This is a genomic window from Sporosarcina sp. P37 (assembly GCF_002109365.1).
Classification (GTDB): Bacteria; Bacillota; Bacilli; order Bacillales_A; family Planococcaceae; genus Sporosarcina.
In genome coordinates, this window is record NZ_CP015349.1 from 1,357,527 (window position 1) to 1,375,543 (window position 18,017).

Genomic DNA, 18,017 nt, shown 5'->3' on the forward strand with positions numbered 1-18,017 from the left:
CATGAAACTGGCTAGAAATATTATTATTGCACTTATTGCAGGTGTTGCAGTCGGTCTTGTATTGAACATCTTTTCACCCGGCATTTTCTCAAAAGCCGATGCATTCTTATTTAAACCGCTCGGCACAATCTTCCTGAACCTGATGAAAATGCTCGTAGTGCCCGTGGTTTTCATTTCCATCGCACTCGGAACCGTCGGGATAGGGGATCCGAAAAAATTAGGCCGGATTGGCGGGAAGACGATTGGATTCTTCTTGATTACGACGGCAATTGCCCTCGTTATTGCAATCTCTCTTGGTCTATTGCTGAAGCCCGGTGAAGGCGGGAACTTTGAAACAGCTGCTGCCACATATGAAGCAACTGAAGCGCCCCCGGTTGCTGACACATTATTGGGAATCATCCCGACCAACCCTATCAGCGCTATGGCAGAAGGTAATATGCTTCAGATTATCTTCTTTGCAGCACTGGTCGGTTTTGGAATGGCGATGTTAGGTGCTAAAGTAGAAAAAGTAAAAGAACTGTTTGAACAAGGCAATGAACTGATCATGTACTTGATCACGTTTGTTATGAAGTTCGCGCCATACGGGGCATTTGGCCTGATTGCATCTGCCGTCGGAAGCCAAGGAGTTGACGCGCTTAAAGTCATGGGGATGTATATGACGGTTGTTCTGGGTGCGCTTCTAATTCATACGATTGTCGTCTATGGCGGCTCCATCGCACTCATCGGCAAGCGAAGCCCTGTCTGGTTTTTCAAGAATTTCTTCCCGGCACAACTCGTCGCGTTCAGTACAGCCAGTTCTGCCGCAACGCTGCCTATCTCCATGAAAACGGCACAGGAGAAGCTAAAAGTGCCTGAATCCATCAGCTCGTTTACGCAGTCGCTTGGCGCAACCATCAATATGGATGGCACCGCAATTATGCAAGGGGCCGCCGTCATTTTCATTGCCCAGGCTTATGGCATCGAATTGACGGTAGGTCAGCTGCTGACTGTCGTCTTGACCGCAGTACTTGCAAGTATTGGAACTGCTGCGGTTCCAGGCGCTGGCCTGATCATGCTGGCAATGGTTCTGACATCAGTCGGTCTGCCGGTTGAAGGTATTGCACTCGTTCTGGGAGTCGACCGTCTGCTCGATATGGTACGGACTGCTGTCAACATTACCGGTGATGCTGCATGTGCGGTCGTCGTTGCGAAAACGGAAGGCGTCTTGGGCGATCCCGATGCTGAAGAAGTTACAGGCGGTGCAGAAATTGCCTGAAATTTATTGAGTCCTTTACGGAAAGCAAACTATGTTCACTGAACATGGCGGCTTTCTGTACAGTTTTTTTCATGTCGAAGATTCAACAGACCTCCGCATTCACATTTCCAGCGGCCTGCTTCAACCGGATATACTTCTTCACATTCTAAACAGCTATAAGAGGTCATATGCACCATCTCTCTTTCTCGCATGTTTTTCAATTCTTCATCAGCTGTCTGCTATGAGTAAGTTTTCATTTGGATTATATTCGATTTATCGCTGGATCAATCTGCCGCACTAATCATGTTTCACCGGGCGTTTTGTTTTTTCATCAACTTTCATTTCATACATCGATTCATCTGCCCGCTGGATCAGCCTTTCGAAACTATCCCCATCATCAGGATAAACAGCAAAGCCGATCGATGCACTGAGAGGTGAAAGAGGTTCCATAGTCAGGTGTGACAGCTGTTTTGTTATATTTTGAATATAGGCAGCCTGGCATTCCGGTTCGACATTCGAAATCAAATGTATAAACTCATCTCCGCCCCATCGTACGACGAGGTCCCCTTTTTTTGCATTAGCCAGTAAAAGGCCGGCAACAAACTGCAGTACCTCATCGCCTTTTTGGTGGCCGTGTTTGTCGTTTATTTCCTTAAAATCATTTATATCAATCAAGGCAACCGCCAATTTGCCCCCGCGGCTTCTGCATAAGGAAGCCTGTTTTTTGAATGCTTTTTCTATAGTGAGGCGATTATATACATTCGTCAAAGGGTCTCTTTCGGCATAGAACCTTGCCAAGTCATATTGTTTTCCTCCAAACCATGCAATCAGCAGGAAAACTGCTGTTAACACAAAAAAGCTTGCTTTAAAAGAATAGCCCAAATACTGATGATAATAATAGTACCGCAAAATATTAAATAGTATCACGATACCGACAGCATACAATCTTCCTTTATACCCCATATAGAATCTCCAAAATTAACATACTTTTATTCTCCTATTACTAGTAAAAAATAGACGGAATGGATGAAAGTCAGCCCCGCTAAATGGACTGACGTAATTTATTTATTGAATTATACCCGTAACACACCACGGAAACCTCTGGCAGTATAATACGATTCCGCCCCATTATGGTATACAAAGACCTTATCATAGCGACGATCACAAAAAAGTGCGCCGCCCAGTTGTCTGACGTCATCCGGCGTTTGTACCCAGCTTGATGTTTTCCTGTCGAATTCTCCAAGTTTCTGAAGTTCTCTGTATTGTTCTTCCGTTAACAGTTCAATTCCCATTTCCATCGCCAGATCCGCTGCACTATTCTCCGGTTTGTTTTTCTTTCTGGAATCCAATGCCTTGCGGTCGTAACAAAGACTTCGCCGGCCGGCCGGACTTTCCGCTGAACAGTCGTAAAAAATATATTCATCCGCTGATTCATCATAGCCCACAACATCCGGTTCCCCGCCAGTTTTCTCCATTTTATGCAGCGACCGCAGCTTATCAGCATTTGCTTCGATCTTTGCTTGTACAGCCGTCCAGTCAAGGGAGCTGTGACGTTCCGTGTTTTCTTCAAAACGTTCTTTTAACGCCGAGAGTAAGCGTTCTTTCTGTTCTGATGATATGTTCTGATTGCTATTGCTGTTTGTCATATACTATTCCTCCTGATGATATCCATGTTTTGATTAGTATGTGCTGCTAAGAGTATCGTGAAACACAAAAAGACGTATCGCACCTGCAAAGAAGAGGGATTCACCAGCGGAAACACCAACCGTATAGAATACTTTTACATACCGTATGTATAAATATGGTATGATTACTGAAGAATATGAAATGAGTGATCCGGTATTCTATCGTCTTTATATGAAGCTGCATGAGTAATTATCCTGTTTTCCGAGAGGGGCTTTGACAGATGAATAAATATGACTCTATTTTGGCGGCCGTAGACGGTTCAGACGAAGCAAAACACGCCCTGCTTACATCAATTGAGATGGCAAAGAATGAGGGTTGTCCGAGACTTCACATTGTCAGTGTGATTGATGTATTCTCCATTTCTGAAGAGGATACGTCCTATCTTGAAAAAGAACAGCTGCGTGTAAATGATCTGCTGACCCGCTATAAAACACTCGCTGAAAACGAAGGAATTGAACATGTTGAAATTCACATGACAACAGGCGATCCAAAAGTCACAATTCCCGAAGATCTGGCGCCTTCAGTCAAAGCCCGTCTAATTGTATGCGGTGCACAAGGATTGAAAAATGCCGAGCACTATTTCCTGGGCTCTGTATCCGAAGCAATTGTTATGACCGCAGCATGTGATGTGCTGGTCGTTCGTCGAAACCGATAAAAACTGCAGAAAGCCTGCGCGACAGAAATGAGTTTCTTCTGTCACCCGGGCTTTCTTTATTTTACTTTTTGCGAATGATTTCCAAACCTTTCTGCTCCAATAAATATTGAAGACCTTCACGAAAATTAGTAAATGCCCGGAATTGATCGAACTTCCCCACATTGGACAGGACGAGGTTTTGCGCGAAAGCCGGAGAGAAACCAACAAACAATGTTTCTGTCCCCATCAGCTTCAGCACACTGACCAGCTCATTTATTTTTTCACTTAACAGCTCATACCCCATATTTTCCTCCACCGCAAGTGCGCTTATATCGGTAAAATCAAAAATCACCGTGTATACCGTGTTATCAGCGATTCGTTGAACAAGCTTATTTTGAATATGCATAAAGCGTCCGACTGAAAGCGCACCGGTTACAGGCACTAAAATGGTATCCGGCACGATGGATGGAATGATCGGTGCAGAGAGTTCTTCAATTAATTGTTCATAGACTATGATTTTTTCTTTAAGTTCCTTCACTTCTTCTGCTAAATTCATTTCTTTATTCAACATCATAACCTCCCCACCCTCATATAACTGCTTAGTATGTTCTAACGGTTTTTATTGGTTAATTATAGCATAGCTTCATCTGTTTGGACTTATAGAGTCATAACTAATGATTGAAACCATTCATTGAACACGCTACACTAAACTGGAAAACAATCTGCTCAAAAGGAGACTCTAAAACATGTCTTATCAGCCGGATACAAATGAAACCAAACATCTTATTCAGCAGCTCGTATCCATACCAAGTCCTTCAGGCTATACAAAACAAGTGATTGCATTTGTTGAAGATTTCTTACAGGAATACAATGTAGAGACAAAGCGCAGCCGCAAAGGCGGTTTACTTGCCACTTTACCGGGTAAAAATGATACAGAACACCGAATGCTGACTGCCCATGTCGACACACTTGGTGCCATGGTGAAAGAAGTGAAAAACAACGGACGTCTGCGGCTCGACCTCATCGGCGGGTATAATTATAACTCTATCGAAGGGGAGTATTGTAAAATCCATATAGCATCCGGCAAAACCATCACAGGAACGATTTTACTGCATCAGACCTCTGTGCATGTCTATAAAAATGCCGGCACTGCGGAAAGAAATCAGGCAAACATGGAAGTTCGCATTGATGCAAAAGTTCAAACAGCGGAGGAAATCCGGACGCTTGGAATCGAAGTCGGTGATTTCGTTTCACTTGAACCTCGCGTTGAAATTACGGACAGCGGCTTTATTAAATCCCGCCACCTGGACGACAAAGCCAGCGTTGCGATTTTGCTTCAGCTTATTAAGCATATTCAAACAGAAAACATCTCACTGCCTTACACTACTCACTTCCTCATTTCGAATAATGAAGAAATTGGCTATGGCGGTAATTCCAACATCCCTGAGGAAACTGTCGAGTATTTGGCGGTTGATATGGGGGCCATTGGAGACGGTCAGTCAACTGATGAATATACGGTGTCAATTTGCGCAAAAGACTCCAGCGGACCCTACCATTACGGACTGCGAAATCATTTAGTCGGTCTGGCTGTTAAAAATGATATAGCGTACAAAATCGATATGTATCCGCATTACGGCTCGGACGCTTCCGCGGCCATCAGGGCAGGTCATGATATCATCCACGGGTTGATTGGACCGGGAATTGATTCCTCACATGCTTTTGAACGGACGCATGGAGACTCCCTGCGAAACACATTGCAATTGCTGTATCATTACGTGCAATCTGATATGCAGAGCTATTGAGTGAAAAGCGGCTGCGATTTGTACTTTTGCCGCCGAATAGAATTGCCGGTCAAGGAACGGAAACTTTATAAAATACGGCTAAACACATACAGCAAAAGGACTAATCCACTGCATCTTGGATTCATTGACATTTCACATGAAATGTCAAATAATATTAGTAAGCGCTTTCAAAACAATTTGCTGGCTTCATATATCTTAATCTTATACAAACAGACAAACGCAGAATACTATGAATCACATCAAATACAACGAGAACGGTAATGTATCCCTGCGCGGTCAGCCGTTCTCATTAGGGAGCATACAGAAATGTCATTTACAAGTTTGGATCAGCTGATCAAGCTCGCAGATCAGGATCATACACCCATTCATGAACTGATGATTCAGTCAGAAATTAAACAAAAAGGCCTCACCAGAGAGACCATTATCAAAAAAATGTCGGAACAATTCACTGTAATGGAAGAAGCCGTGCGCAAAGGAACGAGCAGTTCCGTAATGTCGCGCACCGGATTGACAGGCGGAGATGGACATCGTCTGCATGATTATGCGGAAAAAGGACAGTCCTTCGTCCATCCCCTTACACTTCATACAGCAGCGAACGCATTTGCTGTTTCAGAAGTAAATGCCAATATGGGAAGAATCGTTGCTACGCCGACAGCAGGATCGGCCGGAATTCTGCCCGCCGTGCTTGTGCACGCACTCGACAGCGGCAAATTTACACGCGAACAAATTGTCTTGTCGATGTTTACCGCATCAGCACTTGGGTTAGTCATTGCAAATCGGGCCTCTATATCCGGAGCAGCCGGCGGATGTCAGGCAGAAGTCGGATCGGCAACCGGTATGGCTGCTGGCACACTGGTTGAACTTGCCGGGGGAACGCCGGTTCAAGTAGGGCATGCGATTGGTATCGCGCTGAAGAACTCACTGGGGCTCGTGTGTGACCCTGTCGCAGGATTGGTGGAAATTCCTTGCATCATCCGAAACGGCCTGCATGCCATTACTGCACAGGCCGCCGCGGATATGGCCATGGCTGGTGTGGTCAGCATTATCCCGCCGGATGAAGTCATTCATGTCATGCACGAAGTCGGCCAGCAAATGCCAGAATCCTTGCGTGAAACAGGAATCGGCGGACTTGCCGGGACACCCACTGGCCAAAAACTGAAAACTAAAGTATTCGGCAAAGAAAAAGAGCAAAAAGAAAAAAGCGGAGGCGCTCCCGCCAAATACCAGAGCGCCTATGAAATCATCGGCCCTGTCATGATCGGCCCTTCCAGCTCACATACTGCAGGTGCTGTGCGAATCGGCAATGTTGCATATCAATTATTGAACGAGCAGCCGATTCATGCAAAGTTTTCACTGATGGGTTCTTTCGCCACTACCTATCAGGGACACGGAACTGACTTGGCACTGTTGGCGGGTGTTATGGGGTACAATACGACCGATGAAAGAATTCCGCATGCAAAGGAACTCGCTGAAGAGACAGGATTAGAATATGAATTCACGAACCGGGTGCTCGGCAGCTACCACCCAAATACCGTACTCGTCGAGCTGACAGGACCGACCAATAAAATTAAAGTCCTGGCAAGTTCACTTGGGGGAGGTAAAATCGAAGTGCAAGAACTGGATGATTATCCGATAAAATTCTCAGGTGAACGTCCGGCATTGTTGATCCGCCATACCGATCAAAAAGGTGTAATCGCTGAATTGCTGGGTATTCTATCAAAAAAAGGAATCAATATTGCACGCATGGCAAATGAACGGTTTGCGATTGACGGACCGGCAATTACGATCTGCGAAATCGACAGCCGGGTGGACGAAGAAATGCTGACACAATTAAAACGTGACGTGCCTATCATTGACGATATTGTTTTGGTAGAGACAGAGTAATAAAACAAAGTAAAAATACCAGACCTGAAGACATATTATTTTGTCTCCGGGTCTGGTATATTTTTATCTCACTGCTACAGGATTACGATTATTTTTCCATCCACTCCGGTTTGCCAAAACCTTTAAATTCGGAATCGATGACTTCTAAAAACTGCTCAGACTCTACTACTTCAATGATATCTTTCGCAAATTGCTTATCTTCATTTTCTGTTTTCACAGCGACAACATTACGGAAACGATCCGGCATGTTTTCTAAAGCCAGCGCGTCCAATAAATCCATATTTGCCGCAATTGCAAAGTTCCCCGGAACCGCAGCCAAATCAGCCCCTTCTACAGAGCGGGGCAATTGCCCTGCCTCAACCGGCTGAATAACCAGGTTTTTAGGATTTTCTGCGATATCTTTCTCAGATGCCGTCAATTGGTCTATTTCTTTATCCATTTTTACTAATCCCGCGTCTTCTAATACATATAACGTTCTCGCTGCGTTGACGGGATCATTTGGTATCGTAATGGTTGAGCCTTCTTCAATCTCATCAAGTGAATCATATTTGTTTGAATAAATGCCCAGCGGCGCTGTCGGCACTATAATCAGCTCCGAGAGTTCCATATTATTTTCCTTCTCAAAATTCGTTAAGTACGTAATGTTTTGAAACAGGTTTGCATCTATATCCCCATTGTCCAATGCAATATTCGGCTGAATATAATCACTGAATTCTGTGATGGTCACAGTATACCCCTTTTCTTCAAGTCCAGGCTGAATTGCTTTTTTCAGCATGTCGCTGTAAGGGCCTGCTGTTGCACCAAAACGAAGGTTTTTATCATCATCCGATTTTTCAGCAGTCTTTTCTCCTCCGCAGGCAGCTAAAGCGGCTGCTGCCAAAGTTAGTATGAAAGCAAGTACCAGTTTCTTCATCATCCATCTCTCCCCTATTATCTTTTATCTATCATTTTTGAAAAACGGTCTCCGCTAAATTGTATCAGCTGTACAAGAACGATTAAAATAGCGACAGTAACCAGCATAATACTGTCATCATATCGGTAATAGCCAAAGCGAATCGCCAAGTCACCTATTCCTCCGCCGCCAACAAATCCGGCCATTGCCGAATAGGCAACCAGGTTGATCAAAGTCAATGTAAGTCCTTGGATAATACTTGACTTTGATTCAGGCAGCAATACATTCCAGATAATCATCCACGGCGAAGCCCCTGTTGATATAGCAGCTTCTATAACACCTTTGTCTATTTCACGCATCGATGTTTCAACAATTCTTGCGAAGAAAGGAATGGCTGCCACAGAAAGAGATACACTTGCTGCAGTTGGGCCAATCGTGTTCCCTACGATTAGTTTGGTTAATGGGATTAGTGCTACAAGCAAAATAATGAACGGAATAGAACGGACGACATTGACGAAAAATCCGACTATAGAGTTAATTGCACGATTCTCCAGAATTAATCCTTTATCCGTTGTAAATAACAGAACCCCAGGCGGCAGACCGATAACTAAAGCAATGGAAAGTGAAATACCGATCATATATAACGTTTCGCCGAAAGCTTTTGTGATATCCGGCATCAGTTCTATGATATGGGACACATCGAACATATTATCGGATCACCTCCACTTCAGCATTTTGTTCCAGTATGTATGCAATGGCCTGCTCTACATCTTCGCGCGCTCCCTGTAATTCCATCAAGAAAATCCCGAGTGCCCGTTCCTGAATATATTCAATCGACCCGTGCAGGAAATTCCCTTTGACTTTATACTTCTGCATCGTATCGGAAATTACACCTTCCATTGCGACTTCACCTTTAAACGTGATTTTTATCAATGTGCCGGCTAGGCCGGCAGTGACACTTTCAGGAATATCATAAGAAACCACACTGCTGATAAACTCCTTCGTCAAAGGTTGAACAGGATTAGCAAAAATGTCATACACCGGACCTTCTTCAATCACTTTGCCCGCTTGCATAATCGCCATCCGATCACAAATCTCTTTTACCACATTCATCTCATGTGTAATTAAAACTATTGTGATGTTCAACTCTTTATTGATCTTTTTCAGCAGACGCAAAATGGACATAGTTGTGTTAGGATCCAGTGCGGATGTCGCTTCATCGCAAAGCAGCACAGATGGATTATTGGCTAACGCTCTTGCAATACCGACACGCTGCTTCTGTCCCCCGCTCAACTGCGCAGGATATACATTGCGCTTGTCAGACAGTCCTACCATTTCAAGCAGTTCCATGACACGTGCCTCTATTTTGTCTGAAGGCATTTTTGCCGCCCGCAGTGCAAATGCAATGTTTTCGAATATCGTCTTTTGGCTGATTAAATAAAAGTGCTGAAAAATCATCCCTATTTTCAAACGTGCCTGCCGAAGCTGTGCTCCCGATAACTTCGTTAAATCTACATCGTCGATTAAAATAGTGCCGCTTGTAGGCTTTTCCAACAAATTCAAACAGCGTATGAGAGAACTTTTTCCCGCTCCGGAATATCCGACAATGCCAAATATTTCCCCGGTCCCGATGTCCAGTGATACATCATCTACACCTTTTACCACTTTATCTTTTGTCTGATACGCCTTAGACAAATGTTGTATTTGAATCATGTTCTCCCTTCTTTCTGTATCCCAGCAGTTACTAAGTACATGCAGCTGAAATTAATCTTTTATATTAAAAAACTTCTTTCATTTTCTAAATGAAAGAAGTACTGAACTATTCTCAGCTTATCTCTCAGATGGAAAACCATTCTGCAGGATTTGGCACCTTCCTTGTTTCATTCAAGGGGTTGCTGGACTTCATCGGGCCTTTTCCCTCAGTCGCTCTCGATAAGAGATTTCTATTAAATTCTATGCGTAAAATATATACTAGTCTGAATTAATTAAACTGTCAAGCTGATTCACGCTATATTTTCATAAAATCCGACTTTTTCTATCAGTATTATTTTTTCTCCATCGATTCATTGCATTATCCGGCATTGAATTACAATCCTTCTATTGTAAAGTCTAGTATGATCTATGTATACTTAACGCAAATACCTCATCAGAGAAAGAAGGAATAGACTATGGCTTTGTCCAATCGGTTACAAAAGCTCCCTCCGCATTTCTTTACGTTATTACTGGAAAAAGTAGAAAAGGCACAGGCTGAAGGCAGAGACGTTATTAATCTGGGACGCGGAAACCCTGATCAGCCAACACCTACACATATTATTAAAGCGCTGCAGGAAGCTGTTGAAGATCCGGCCACACATGGCTATTCTCCATTTAGAGGAACACTTGCGCTGAAACAAGCGGTGGCAGAATACTATCAGCGGGAATATAACGTCACAATTGATCCTGAAACAGAAGTTGCGGTACTCGGAGGCACGAAAATTGGCGTCGTAGAACTGCCGCTGGCTATTATGAATGCAGGCGAATTATTACTCCTGCCCGATCCGGGGTACCCTGACTATTTATCGGGAGTCAGTTTAGCGGATATCCGATTTGAAACGATGCCGCTGCGCAAGGAAAATGATTTTCTTCCTGATTATGAAGAATTAACTGACGAGCAGAAAAAAGATGCTAAACTGATGTACTTGAATTATCCGAGTAATCCTACAGGCGTGACAGCAACACCTGAATTTTATGAAAAGACGGTGGCTTTCGCCAAAGAAAATCAAATTGCTGTTTTACAGGATTTTGCGTATGGAGGAATTGGTTTTGAAGGCAAGAAGCCAATCAGTTTTTTACAAACTGAAGGAGCAAAGGATGTTGGCATTGAAATGCTGTCCCTCTCTAAAATGTATAATATGGCAGGCTGGCGCGTCGGCTTTGCGGTCGGTAATCCTGAAATAGTGGAAGCATTAAATCTGTTGCAGGACCACTTATTTACAAGCATCTTCCCTGCGGTTCAGCGGGCGGCAATCGAGGCTTTAACAGGCCCGCAGCAATGCGTAGAAGAGTTAGTGGCGCTTTATCAGAGCCGCCTGACAGTATTGCTCACAGAGTGCGAACGCATCGGCTGGGATGTAACAGCGCCTACTGGTTCATTTTTCGCCTGGCTTCCAGTTCCCGACGGATTTACAAGCGAAACCTTTGCTAATTTATTGCTGGATAAAGCAGATGTTGCGGTATCTCCTGGAAACGGGTTTGGCGCGCACGGCGAAGGATATATTCGCGTCGGTTTATTAGAGAGTGAAGAACGTCTGGAAGAAGCCGTGCGCCGCATCGAAAAGCTCGGTTTATTTAAGTAAGAAGACGCTCATCTTACATGAAGTAAATAAAAAGCCTCCTTGTGATCCCGTTATATTCCGGAATCACAAGGAGGCTTTTGTTGTGAGTGTACAAATAACTGCTGTCATTTCAAAAAGAAGGTCAGTCCAGATCCACACTATTTAACAATGCACGCACTTCATCAGTCGTATTCGTGCTCATCAGTTCATTTCTGAGTTCAGCCGCACCGCGGAACCCTTTAATATAAATCTTAAAAAATCGGCGCAGCGGTTTAAATAACCGCGGTTCAAGCTCTGTCGAATATTTATCAAAAAGATCCAGGTGAATACGCAAAAGATCCAGCAGTTCTTTATGATCATGCTCTCTCTTCTCTGTTTCAAATGCAAATGGATTGTGGAATATTCCGCGGCCAATCATAACCCCATCTACGCCATACTTTTCTACAAGCTCGAGACCCATTTGGCGATCGAGAATGTCTCCGTTAATAGTCAGCAGCGTATCAGGTGCTATTTCATCGCGAAGTTTCTTGATTTCAGGAATTAACTCCCAATGCGCATTCCCGTTGCTCATCTCTTTGCGGGTGCGCAGATGGATTGACAGATTGGCGATATCTTGCTCCAGCACATGTCTGAGCCATGTGCGCCACTCTTCAATATCTGTGTAGCCAAGGCGGGTTTTCACACTGACAGGCAATCCCCCTGCCTTCGCTGCCTGTATGATGGCGGCTGCCGTGTCGGGACGATTGATCAGACCGCTCCCCTTGCCTTTTGTCGCCACATTCGGCACAGGACAGCCCATGTTAATATCCAACCCTTTAAACCCAAGTTCCGCCATCCCTATGCTCATCTCGCGAAAATGCTCAGGCTTATCCCCCCATATATGTGCGACAATCGGCTGTTCATCTTCCGTGAATGCCAAACGGCCGCGCACACTGAAAATACCTTCCGGATGGCAAAAGCTTTCTGTATTCGTAAACTCGGTGAAGAAGACATCCGGCCGTGCCGCTTTACTTACAACATGGCGAAACACGACATCCGTTACATCTTCCATCGGTGCTAATATAAAAAACGGCCACGGTAAATCACGCCAGAAATTAGTGCTCATCGTTACGTTCAAATCCTCTCTTCATAACTTGCCTATGTGTATGAATACTTCAGCTTTCCTGAACATACATAAACTGTGCACAGGCCAGTCTTTCTATTATACAAAAGAAATGATGGTGAATTCCACTATCTTTTAGTAAGCATTGAAAAAAGCAGCTGTAACAATCATCCTGGCGTTTATTTGACAGAAGTAAAACCGCTGCTGTCAGATGAGCAGCGGTTTCGTATATTTTGCATAAAGAATTGGGTGTACTCGCTCTATCTGCGTCTTATTTTTTCACTGCCCAGCGCCTTCATCAGCGATATGACCATAAGCAGCATGACGAATGAAAATGGCAGGGCAGCGATAATGATCGTATTTTGTAAAGCGGACAGGCCTCCGACTGACAACAAGATCAATGCAATGGATGATTGAAGTATACCCCAAATAATTTTCACACTCGCAGGCGGCGTCAGCGATCCATATGTCGATTGCATCCCCAGCACAAATGTTGCCGAGTCCGCACTAGTCACAAAGAATGATGCGATCAGCAGAATAGCTATAACGGAAATGATAAATGACCACGGCAACTCATGGAACATTTCAAAGACTACCAGCTCTGTCGAAGAACTTGCGATATCCGCAATTCCGCTGCGCTGCATATCAACTGCAGTCGTACCGAATGCGGAGAACCAGAATGCACAAAGTAATGTTGGAGCTAAAAGTACGCCAACCATGAACTCACGGATCGTACGTCCTTTTGAAACACGTGCGATGAACATGCTGACGAATGGCGCCCATGAAATCCACCAAGCCCAGTAGAAAATTGTCCAATCGAACAGCCATTGCTGGTGCTCTTCATTGAGCGGTGCCGTACGAAGACTCATTTGGATCAAATTTCCTGCGTAGCCCCCAAGAGATTCAGTGAACATATTCATGATCAGCAGTGTCGGTCCTAAAATAACTACGAACGCAAGAAGCAGAACAGCAAGCACCAGATTTGTGTTGGATAAATACTTGATGCCTTTACTTAGTCCTGACCACGCAGATATGATGAACAGAACCGTAACAACAGCAATAATGATAAATTGGGAGAACGTTCCGATTTCAAACCCAAACAGATAATTCAGCCCTGCATTAATTTGAACAGCACCGAAACCGAGAGTTGTTGCCACACCGAAAGCGGTAGCAAAGACTGCAAGAACGTCTACCAGAATCCCCCATGGGCCATCCATTTTCTTGCCAAAGATCGGTTTCAATGTTGCTGAAATTAAACCAGGTGAATCTTTACGAAACTGGAAATACGCAAGTGATAAAGCAATGATTCCATACATTGCCCACACATGAAGTCCCCAGTGGTAAAATGATGCGCGCAGCCCTTCCTTAAATGCTTCATCCGTATTTGGATCTTCTGTTGCGGGATTAATGAAATGCGACAGCGGTTCAGCTGCTCCGTAGAAAACCAGCCCGATCCCCATTCCTGCTGAAAACAGCATAGCAATCCAAGTAACTGTAGAAAATGCAGGTCTGTCGGTATCTTTACCAAGTCGAATCTTTCCGTACGGACTAAAAATCAGAAAGATGCTTAATAATAAGAGTGCGGAAAGCAAAAGGAGGTAGTACCATCCAAAAGAAGAGGCGACAAAATTCTTCGCATTCACTGTAATTTCCTCAAAACTTTCCGATGCAAACACACCGTAACCGACCGTGACGATGATTAATGCAATCGTAATGTAAAATACATTTGATATTTTTCTCATGTTTCTCCTTTCAAAGATAGTTTATTTATTCGTCTGATGAACGGTTATATACTATACATATACCTTGACGAGAAAGCAAAAGCGAAAATTACAGGCTTTCATCAGCAGTGTTACGCTTTATTTTTTTTATAAAGCACTCTAAACATAGATGAAATATAACAAAAAGCGCAAAACAGATAAATAAATCCGTTATGATAAGGTAAAAGATAATAAATTAATTATGACCTAATACCTACTAAAATTCAGGCGCTGCTAATAAAAACTAAATATTGGAGGAATTACTATGGAAGTAATCATTGAATGGACATATAAAACACCAAAAGGTAAGGCAACAGTGTTTACGTCCGAAGAAATGCCTGCGCAAGAGGCTGTAATAATTGTTGAAGACATAGAAAAAACGGGCCGTGCGAAGCAAGTGCAATTTGTAGATCAGTATGACAGTTCCTGGACGCTGAAGGAATTAAAAGGCTACTTAAAAGGCATTGAGACAGATCCGCATAATATCACGATCTACTTTGACGGTGGATATGACTGGGACCAGAAAACTGCCGGGCTTGGCTGTGTCATCTATTATGACCAAAACGGAAAGTCATACAGAGTCCGGAAAAATGCATTCGTTCAGGGACTGACATCAAATAATGAAGCAGAATATGCCGCACTTCATCTTTGCTTGCAAGAGTTGGAGATGCTGGGAGTCCATCATTTACCTGTCCGGGTACTTGGAGATTCGCGAGTTGCGATTCATCATTTAAGCGAAGAGTGGCCGGTCATTGAAGAGGATTTATACAATTGGGCGGATAAGGTTGAAGCGAAGATGAACGCCCTTGGACTCCAGCCGAAATATGAGCTGGTTTCCAGGAAAGCAAATCACGAGGCTGACAAACTGGCAGCACAGGCAATGGCGGGTGTTGAAATTATGGCTACCAGTGAAAGATGACGGACAGCCGGCCATTACGGCGAATGATCCCGAAACAGAAAACGACACTGATCACCTTTACAATCCGGTGACCAGTGCCTTATCTCTTAATGAGTAAACATGTTAGTTATCATCGTTTTTCGTAATGGATACGCCGCGTTCCGCAAACACTTTTTGAGCAGCCGTCAGCGCATTCAGCACACTTGGGAACCCTGTATACGGGATCAGGTGCATGATGCAGCCTATGATCTCATCAGGCGTCAAACCGACATCAAGCCCTGTCTTGATGTGCATTTCAATTTGCGGCTTGCCCTGTGCGACAAGAGCAGTAATGGTCGTGAGGACCTTTTGTTTATTGTCGAGCCCTGGACGCGAATAAATATCACCGAACGCAAATTCCACGACATACTTAGTTAAATCCGGCGCAACATCTTTAAAGCTGTCGCCAATTTCCATCTCGCCCGATGGATTATCTTCACCTGATAGCGTAAGCTCCATTAATTTTTCCAAACCTCGCTGGTAACGATCTTCTGCCATATTTAAAACCTCCCGGATAATGTGACACGCCATATTGTCAAACGGCGATTGTACTCCCCATTGTACCAAACTTCGCCGTAAACCCAAGCTTTGTGCGTATATTTCGACAATACTTGCAATTAGACACAGATGTATATAACCAGTCATGCCGCGTCGCTTCATTTTCCGAAAGGTGTTCTATCGTTTATACTTAAAGAAATGATTTTCATTGGGGGGTCTGCATGTTGGAATTTAAAAGTATCGATGAACAAATCATCCAAAAATATAAAGATGATGAGACGCTGATGATTCGCCTGTTTGTACAGTGGTGTGCCAATCATAAGCTGGATCCGCAAGTTCTATACAATAAAGCGTATCCCGAACAAGGGGCAAATCAAGCGTTAAAGGATGTCATGGAAAGTGATGACGGTTTTGAAGAACTGCACATCGATAACGAAACAATGCTGGACGTTCTGCAGATGTTCGGAAATTATGACCTGGCCTTTATCGTGTCTGATGAAATACAGAAATTCAAACCATAAAAAACGCCTGTGCGAAAATCATTTCCCGTTCATAGATATGAACAGATGCGAATGATTTTCTGCACAGGCGGCAGTCTTTAAAGCGTATGATATTTTTCTTCAGGACTTCCCTGCTTTGACTTCTTCCTTCCGCCCGCCACCAGCACGGCAGAATACAGTACCAGTGCGATGCCCGCGGCCTGCCATGCTCCCAGGTGATCTCCGAGAAATAACACACCCGCAAGAACGGCAATAATCGGTTCAATAGTTGCCAGAATGGATGCCTTCCCCGCTTCTAAATACTTCAGCCCGGATGTGTATAATACATATGCCGCCACTGTAGAGACTAACGCCAGCAGCAACGCGGAGATCCAGACACCCGCTTGCTGGAATTTATCAGCCATTCGCCAGACATCACTCGTCAGTGACATAAACAGACCCATATAAAAGAACGTATATGTCGTAATCGTCAATGCAGAATACCTTTTTGTAACCGGTTTTGTAAAAATACTGTACAGCGCGTAGCAAAGACCCGATAGTATGCCCATCAGCAACGTACTTCCTGATATACTCTCAGATCCGAACGGCAGCAGGCCCACTACAAAAGCACAGCCTGCTATGGCAAATACAAGTGCCAGACCTTTGCGTGCAGTCAGCGGTTCCTTGAAGAAAATGCGTGAAAGGATTGTCACAAATAACGGGCCCGTGTACAATAACGTCACCGCAAGAGACAGGCTTGAACGCGAAAATACTTCAAAGTAAAAATAATTGAACAGCGCCAGACTGAAAATACCTGCACTTGCAAAAAACAAATGATCTTTCATCCGTGTCCGCAGCTGATTTCGGTAAAACAGGATCATTATCATAAATAAAAATACAAAGCTGAAAATTCCCCGAACCGCTACGACATCCCAGGCCGTAAAGCCCTGCGTATACAGCGGGGCTATAAATAAACCGATCAGCCCCCAGCAGACCGCTCCTGCAATTGTAAGGATGCTGGCTTTAAGGTGATGTGTCTCCAACCGTTTAATCCTCCATTATTTCTTTATCCAGTTCGCCTCCACAGGTATGCCTGCGTCCGCAAACAAATTATACACCGGACACCGTCTTTCAACTTCTGCTTTCAAGCGCTCAATCGCTTCCTCCGGTTCTTTCGTTTCGATCTCCAGCGTAAAACGGATCTTTTGGAAGTATGTCTTAACATTTTCTTCCCCCATCAGCCCCCTGACATCAACAATCCCGGTTGTATCGAAATGAAGAGCTGTAAAAGTAAAACCTTGCTCCTTAGCAATTAACGGAACCATCACTGCCTTGCATCCATTTAATGTAGCCGCCATATATTCAAGCGGTGTACCGCCAGTATCCGTACCGCCCAATTCCGCCGGCTCATCCATCGAAAATTCTTCAAAGTGACGAATCGTATGCGTTGAACGAATGCCTTCTTTCCATGCAGCTGAAGCGCCCATTTTTACAAGTGTACTATTTTTTGTCGACATATATACCATTCTCCTTAATCCATACTATTTTAATATGCATTGTAACATATAGAATGAAATAAAGAAATGAATTGTTTGAAAACTCTAAACATCCTATTCACTCACGTTTTTGCAATTCAAAAGATGATTGTAAAGTACAGTATATGGTAACTGCCGAAATGAACCGCCACATTTTGTAACTAAGTGATCGCTGATGCTTTGAAGCAACCAGATCAAAGAATAAACCTCCTCATCAAATTAGATTGATCAGGAGGCTTGCTTTTTTTTATTGCAATTTT

At 43.9% G+C, this 18,017-nt stretch carries 19 protein-coding genes and 1 riboswitch; of the genes, 8 read left to right on the plus strand and 11 right to left on the minus strand.

What is annotated here, in order from left to right; all coding sequences use genetic code 11:
* Position 1: 1 nt before the first annotated feature.
* Complete coding sequence (locus tag SporoP37_RS07060) at positions 2-1,255, plus strand: dicarboxylate/amino acid:cation symporter (protein ID WP_085430612.1); 1,254 nt, start codon at positions 2-4, stop codon at positions 1,253-1,255.
* A 276-nt stretch (positions 1,256-1,531) separates the two neighbouring features.
* Here SporoP37_RS07060 and SporoP37_RS07070 read toward each other — a convergent pair whose 3' ends face one another.
* Both SporoP37_RS07070 and SporoP37_RS07075 read right to left on the minus strand, forming a co-directional pair.
* Positions 1,532-2,197 (minus strand): GGDEF domain-containing protein, encoded by a 666-nt coding sequence (locus tag SporoP37_RS07070; RefSeq protein WP_085430614.1) that lies wholly within the window; start codon positions 2,195-2,197, stop codon positions 1,532-1,534.
* A 110-nt stretch (positions 2,198-2,307) separates the two neighbouring features.
* On the minus strand, positions 2,308-2,880 hold the full coding sequence (locus tag SporoP37_RS07075; protein ID WP_085430615.1) for a DUF4256 domain-containing protein: 573 nt from the start codon (positions 2,878-2,880) through the stop codon (positions 2,308-2,310).
* A gap of 260 nt (positions 2,881-3,140) precedes the next feature.
* On the opposite strand from SporoP37_RS07075, the gene SporoP37_RS07080 reads away from it, so the two are divergent.
* Positions 3,141-3,575: a universal stress protein gene (locus SporoP37_RS07080; RefSeq protein WP_081242998.1), complete on the plus strand. Its 435-nt coding sequence runs from the start codon at positions 3,141-3,143 to the stop codon at positions 3,573-3,575.
* A 61-nt stretch (positions 3,576-3,636) separates the two neighbouring features.
* Here SporoP37_RS07080 and SporoP37_RS07085 read toward each other — a convergent pair whose 3' ends face one another.
* Positions 3,637-4,122 (minus strand): STAS domain-containing protein, encoded by a 486-nt coding sequence (locus tag SporoP37_RS07085; RefSeq protein WP_143565464.1) that lies wholly within the window; start codon positions 4,120-4,122, stop codon positions 3,637-3,639.
* 178 nt (positions 4,123-4,300) lie between these two features.
* On the opposite strand from SporoP37_RS07085, the gene SporoP37_RS07090 reads away from it, so the two are divergent.
* Complete coding sequence (locus SporoP37_RS07090; protein ID WP_085430617.1) at positions 4,301-5,356, plus strand: M42 family metallopeptidase; 1,056 nt, start codon at positions 4,301-4,303, stop codon at positions 5,354-5,356.
* A gap of 306 nt (positions 5,357-5,662) precedes the next feature.
* Positions 5,663-7,240 (plus strand): L-serine ammonia-lyase, iron-sulfur-dependent, subunit alpha, encoded by a 1,578-nt coding sequence (sdaAA, locus tag SporoP37_RS17575; protein WP_085430618.1) that lies wholly within the window; start codon positions 5,663-5,665, stop codon positions 7,238-7,240.
* Between the two features lie 88 nt (positions 7,241-7,328).
* On the opposite strand, the gene SporoP37_RS07100 is transcribed toward sdaAA, so the two are convergent.
* From SporoP37_RS07100 to SporoP37_RS07110, 3 genes are read right to left on the minus strand one after another with little or no spacing between them, the layout of a single operon-like run.
* The gene (locus SporoP37_RS07100; protein WP_081244780.1) at positions 7,329-8,153 is read right to left on the minus strand and encodes a MetQ/NlpA family ABC transporter substrate-binding protein; all 825 of its coding nucleotides are present in this window, start codon (positions 8,151-8,153) and stop codon (positions 7,329-7,331) included.
* Positions 8,154-8,170: 17 nt separating this feature from the next.
* Complete coding sequence (locus SporoP37_RS07105; RefSeq protein WP_085430619.1) at positions 8,171-8,839, minus strand: methionine ABC transporter permease; 669 nt, start codon at positions 8,837-8,839, stop codon at positions 8,171-8,173.
* 1 nt (position 8,840) lies between these two features.
* Positions 8,841-9,845, minus strand: coding sequence for a methionine ABC transporter ATP-binding protein (locus SporoP37_RS07110; RefSeq protein WP_081243003.1), 1,005 nt, complete (start codon positions 9,843-9,845; stop codon positions 8,841-8,843).
* Between the two features lie 114 nt (positions 9,846-9,959).
* A riboswitch (SAM riboswitch) is annotated at positions 9,960-10,071 on the minus strand.
* A gap of 229 nt (positions 10,072-10,300) precedes the next feature.
* On the opposite strand from SporoP37_RS07110, the gene SporoP37_RS07115 reads away from it, so the two are divergent.
* Positions 10,301-11,467, plus strand: a complete 1,167-nt coding sequence (locus SporoP37_RS07115) for a pyridoxal phosphate-dependent aminotransferase (protein WP_085430620.1) — start codon at positions 10,301-10,303, stop codon at positions 11,465-11,467.
* A 121-nt stretch (positions 11,468-11,588) separates the two neighbouring features.
* Here SporoP37_RS07115 and SporoP37_RS07120 read toward each other — a convergent pair whose 3' ends face one another.
* Both SporoP37_RS07120 and SporoP37_RS07125 read right to left on the minus strand, forming a co-directional pair.
* Positions 11,589-12,551: a tRNA dihydrouridine synthase gene (locus SporoP37_RS07120; protein ID WP_085430621.1), complete on the minus strand. Its 963-nt coding sequence runs from the start codon at positions 12,549-12,551 to the stop codon at positions 11,589-11,591.
* Between the two features lie 257 nt (positions 12,552-12,808).
* Positions 12,809-14,290, minus strand: coding sequence for a glycine betaine uptake BCCT transporter (locus SporoP37_RS07125; RefSeq protein ID WP_081243006.1), 1,482 nt, complete (start codon positions 14,288-14,290; stop codon positions 12,809-12,811).
* A 283-nt stretch (positions 14,291-14,573) separates the two neighbouring features.
* On the opposite strand from SporoP37_RS07125, the gene SporoP37_RS07130 reads away from it, so the two are divergent.
* Together SporoP37_RS07130 and SporoP37_RS17580 are read left to right on the plus strand one after the other, a co-directional pair.
* The gene (locus SporoP37_RS07130) at positions 14,574-15,227 is read left to right on the plus strand and encodes a reverse transcriptase-like protein (RefSeq protein WP_085430622.1); all 654 of its coding nucleotides are present in this window, start codon (positions 14,574-14,576) and stop codon (positions 15,225-15,227) included.
* Positions 15,199-15,324 carry a hypothetical protein gene (locus SporoP37_RS17580; RefSeq protein WP_257789304.1) on the plus strand — a complete coding sequence of 42 codons (126 nt, stop codon included), beginning with the start codon at positions 15,199-15,201 and terminating at the stop codon, positions 15,322-15,324. The genes SporoP37_RS07130 and SporoP37_RS17580 overlap by 29 nt, the downstream gene beginning before the upstream one ends.
* 5 nt (positions 15,325-15,329) lie before the next feature.
* Here SporoP37_RS17580 and SporoP37_RS07135 read toward each other — a convergent pair whose 3' ends face one another.
* Positions 15,330-15,743 carry a carboxymuconolactone decarboxylase family protein gene (locus SporoP37_RS07135; protein WP_081243008.1) on the minus strand — a complete coding sequence of 138 codons (414 nt, stop codon included), beginning with the start codon at positions 15,741-15,743 and terminating at the stop codon, positions 15,330-15,332.
* A 221-nt stretch (positions 15,744-15,964) separates the two neighbouring features.
* Here SporoP37_RS07135 and SporoP37_RS07140 point away from each other — a divergent pair, with 221 nt between their 5' ends.
* The gene (locus SporoP37_RS07140; RefSeq protein WP_081243009.1) at positions 15,965-16,264 is read left to right on the plus strand and encodes a hypothetical protein; all 300 of its coding nucleotides are present in this window, start codon (positions 15,965-15,967) and stop codon (positions 16,262-16,264) included.
* A gap of 77 nt (positions 16,265-16,341) precedes the next feature.
* Here SporoP37_RS07140 and SporoP37_RS07145 read toward each other — a convergent pair whose 3' ends face one another.
* Together SporoP37_RS07145 and SporoP37_RS07150 are read right to left on the minus strand one after the other, a co-directional pair.
* On the minus strand, positions 16,342-17,265 hold the full coding sequence (locus tag SporoP37_RS07145; protein WP_231293311.1) for a DMT family transporter: 924 nt from the start codon (positions 17,263-17,265) through the stop codon (positions 16,342-16,344).
* A gap of 15 nt (positions 17,266-17,280) precedes the next feature.
* Complete coding sequence (locus SporoP37_RS07150) at positions 17,281-17,739, minus strand: OsmC family protein (RefSeq protein WP_085430623.1); 459 nt, start codon at positions 17,737-17,739, stop codon at positions 17,281-17,283.
* Between the last annotated feature and the right edge of the window lie 278 nt (positions 17,740-18,017).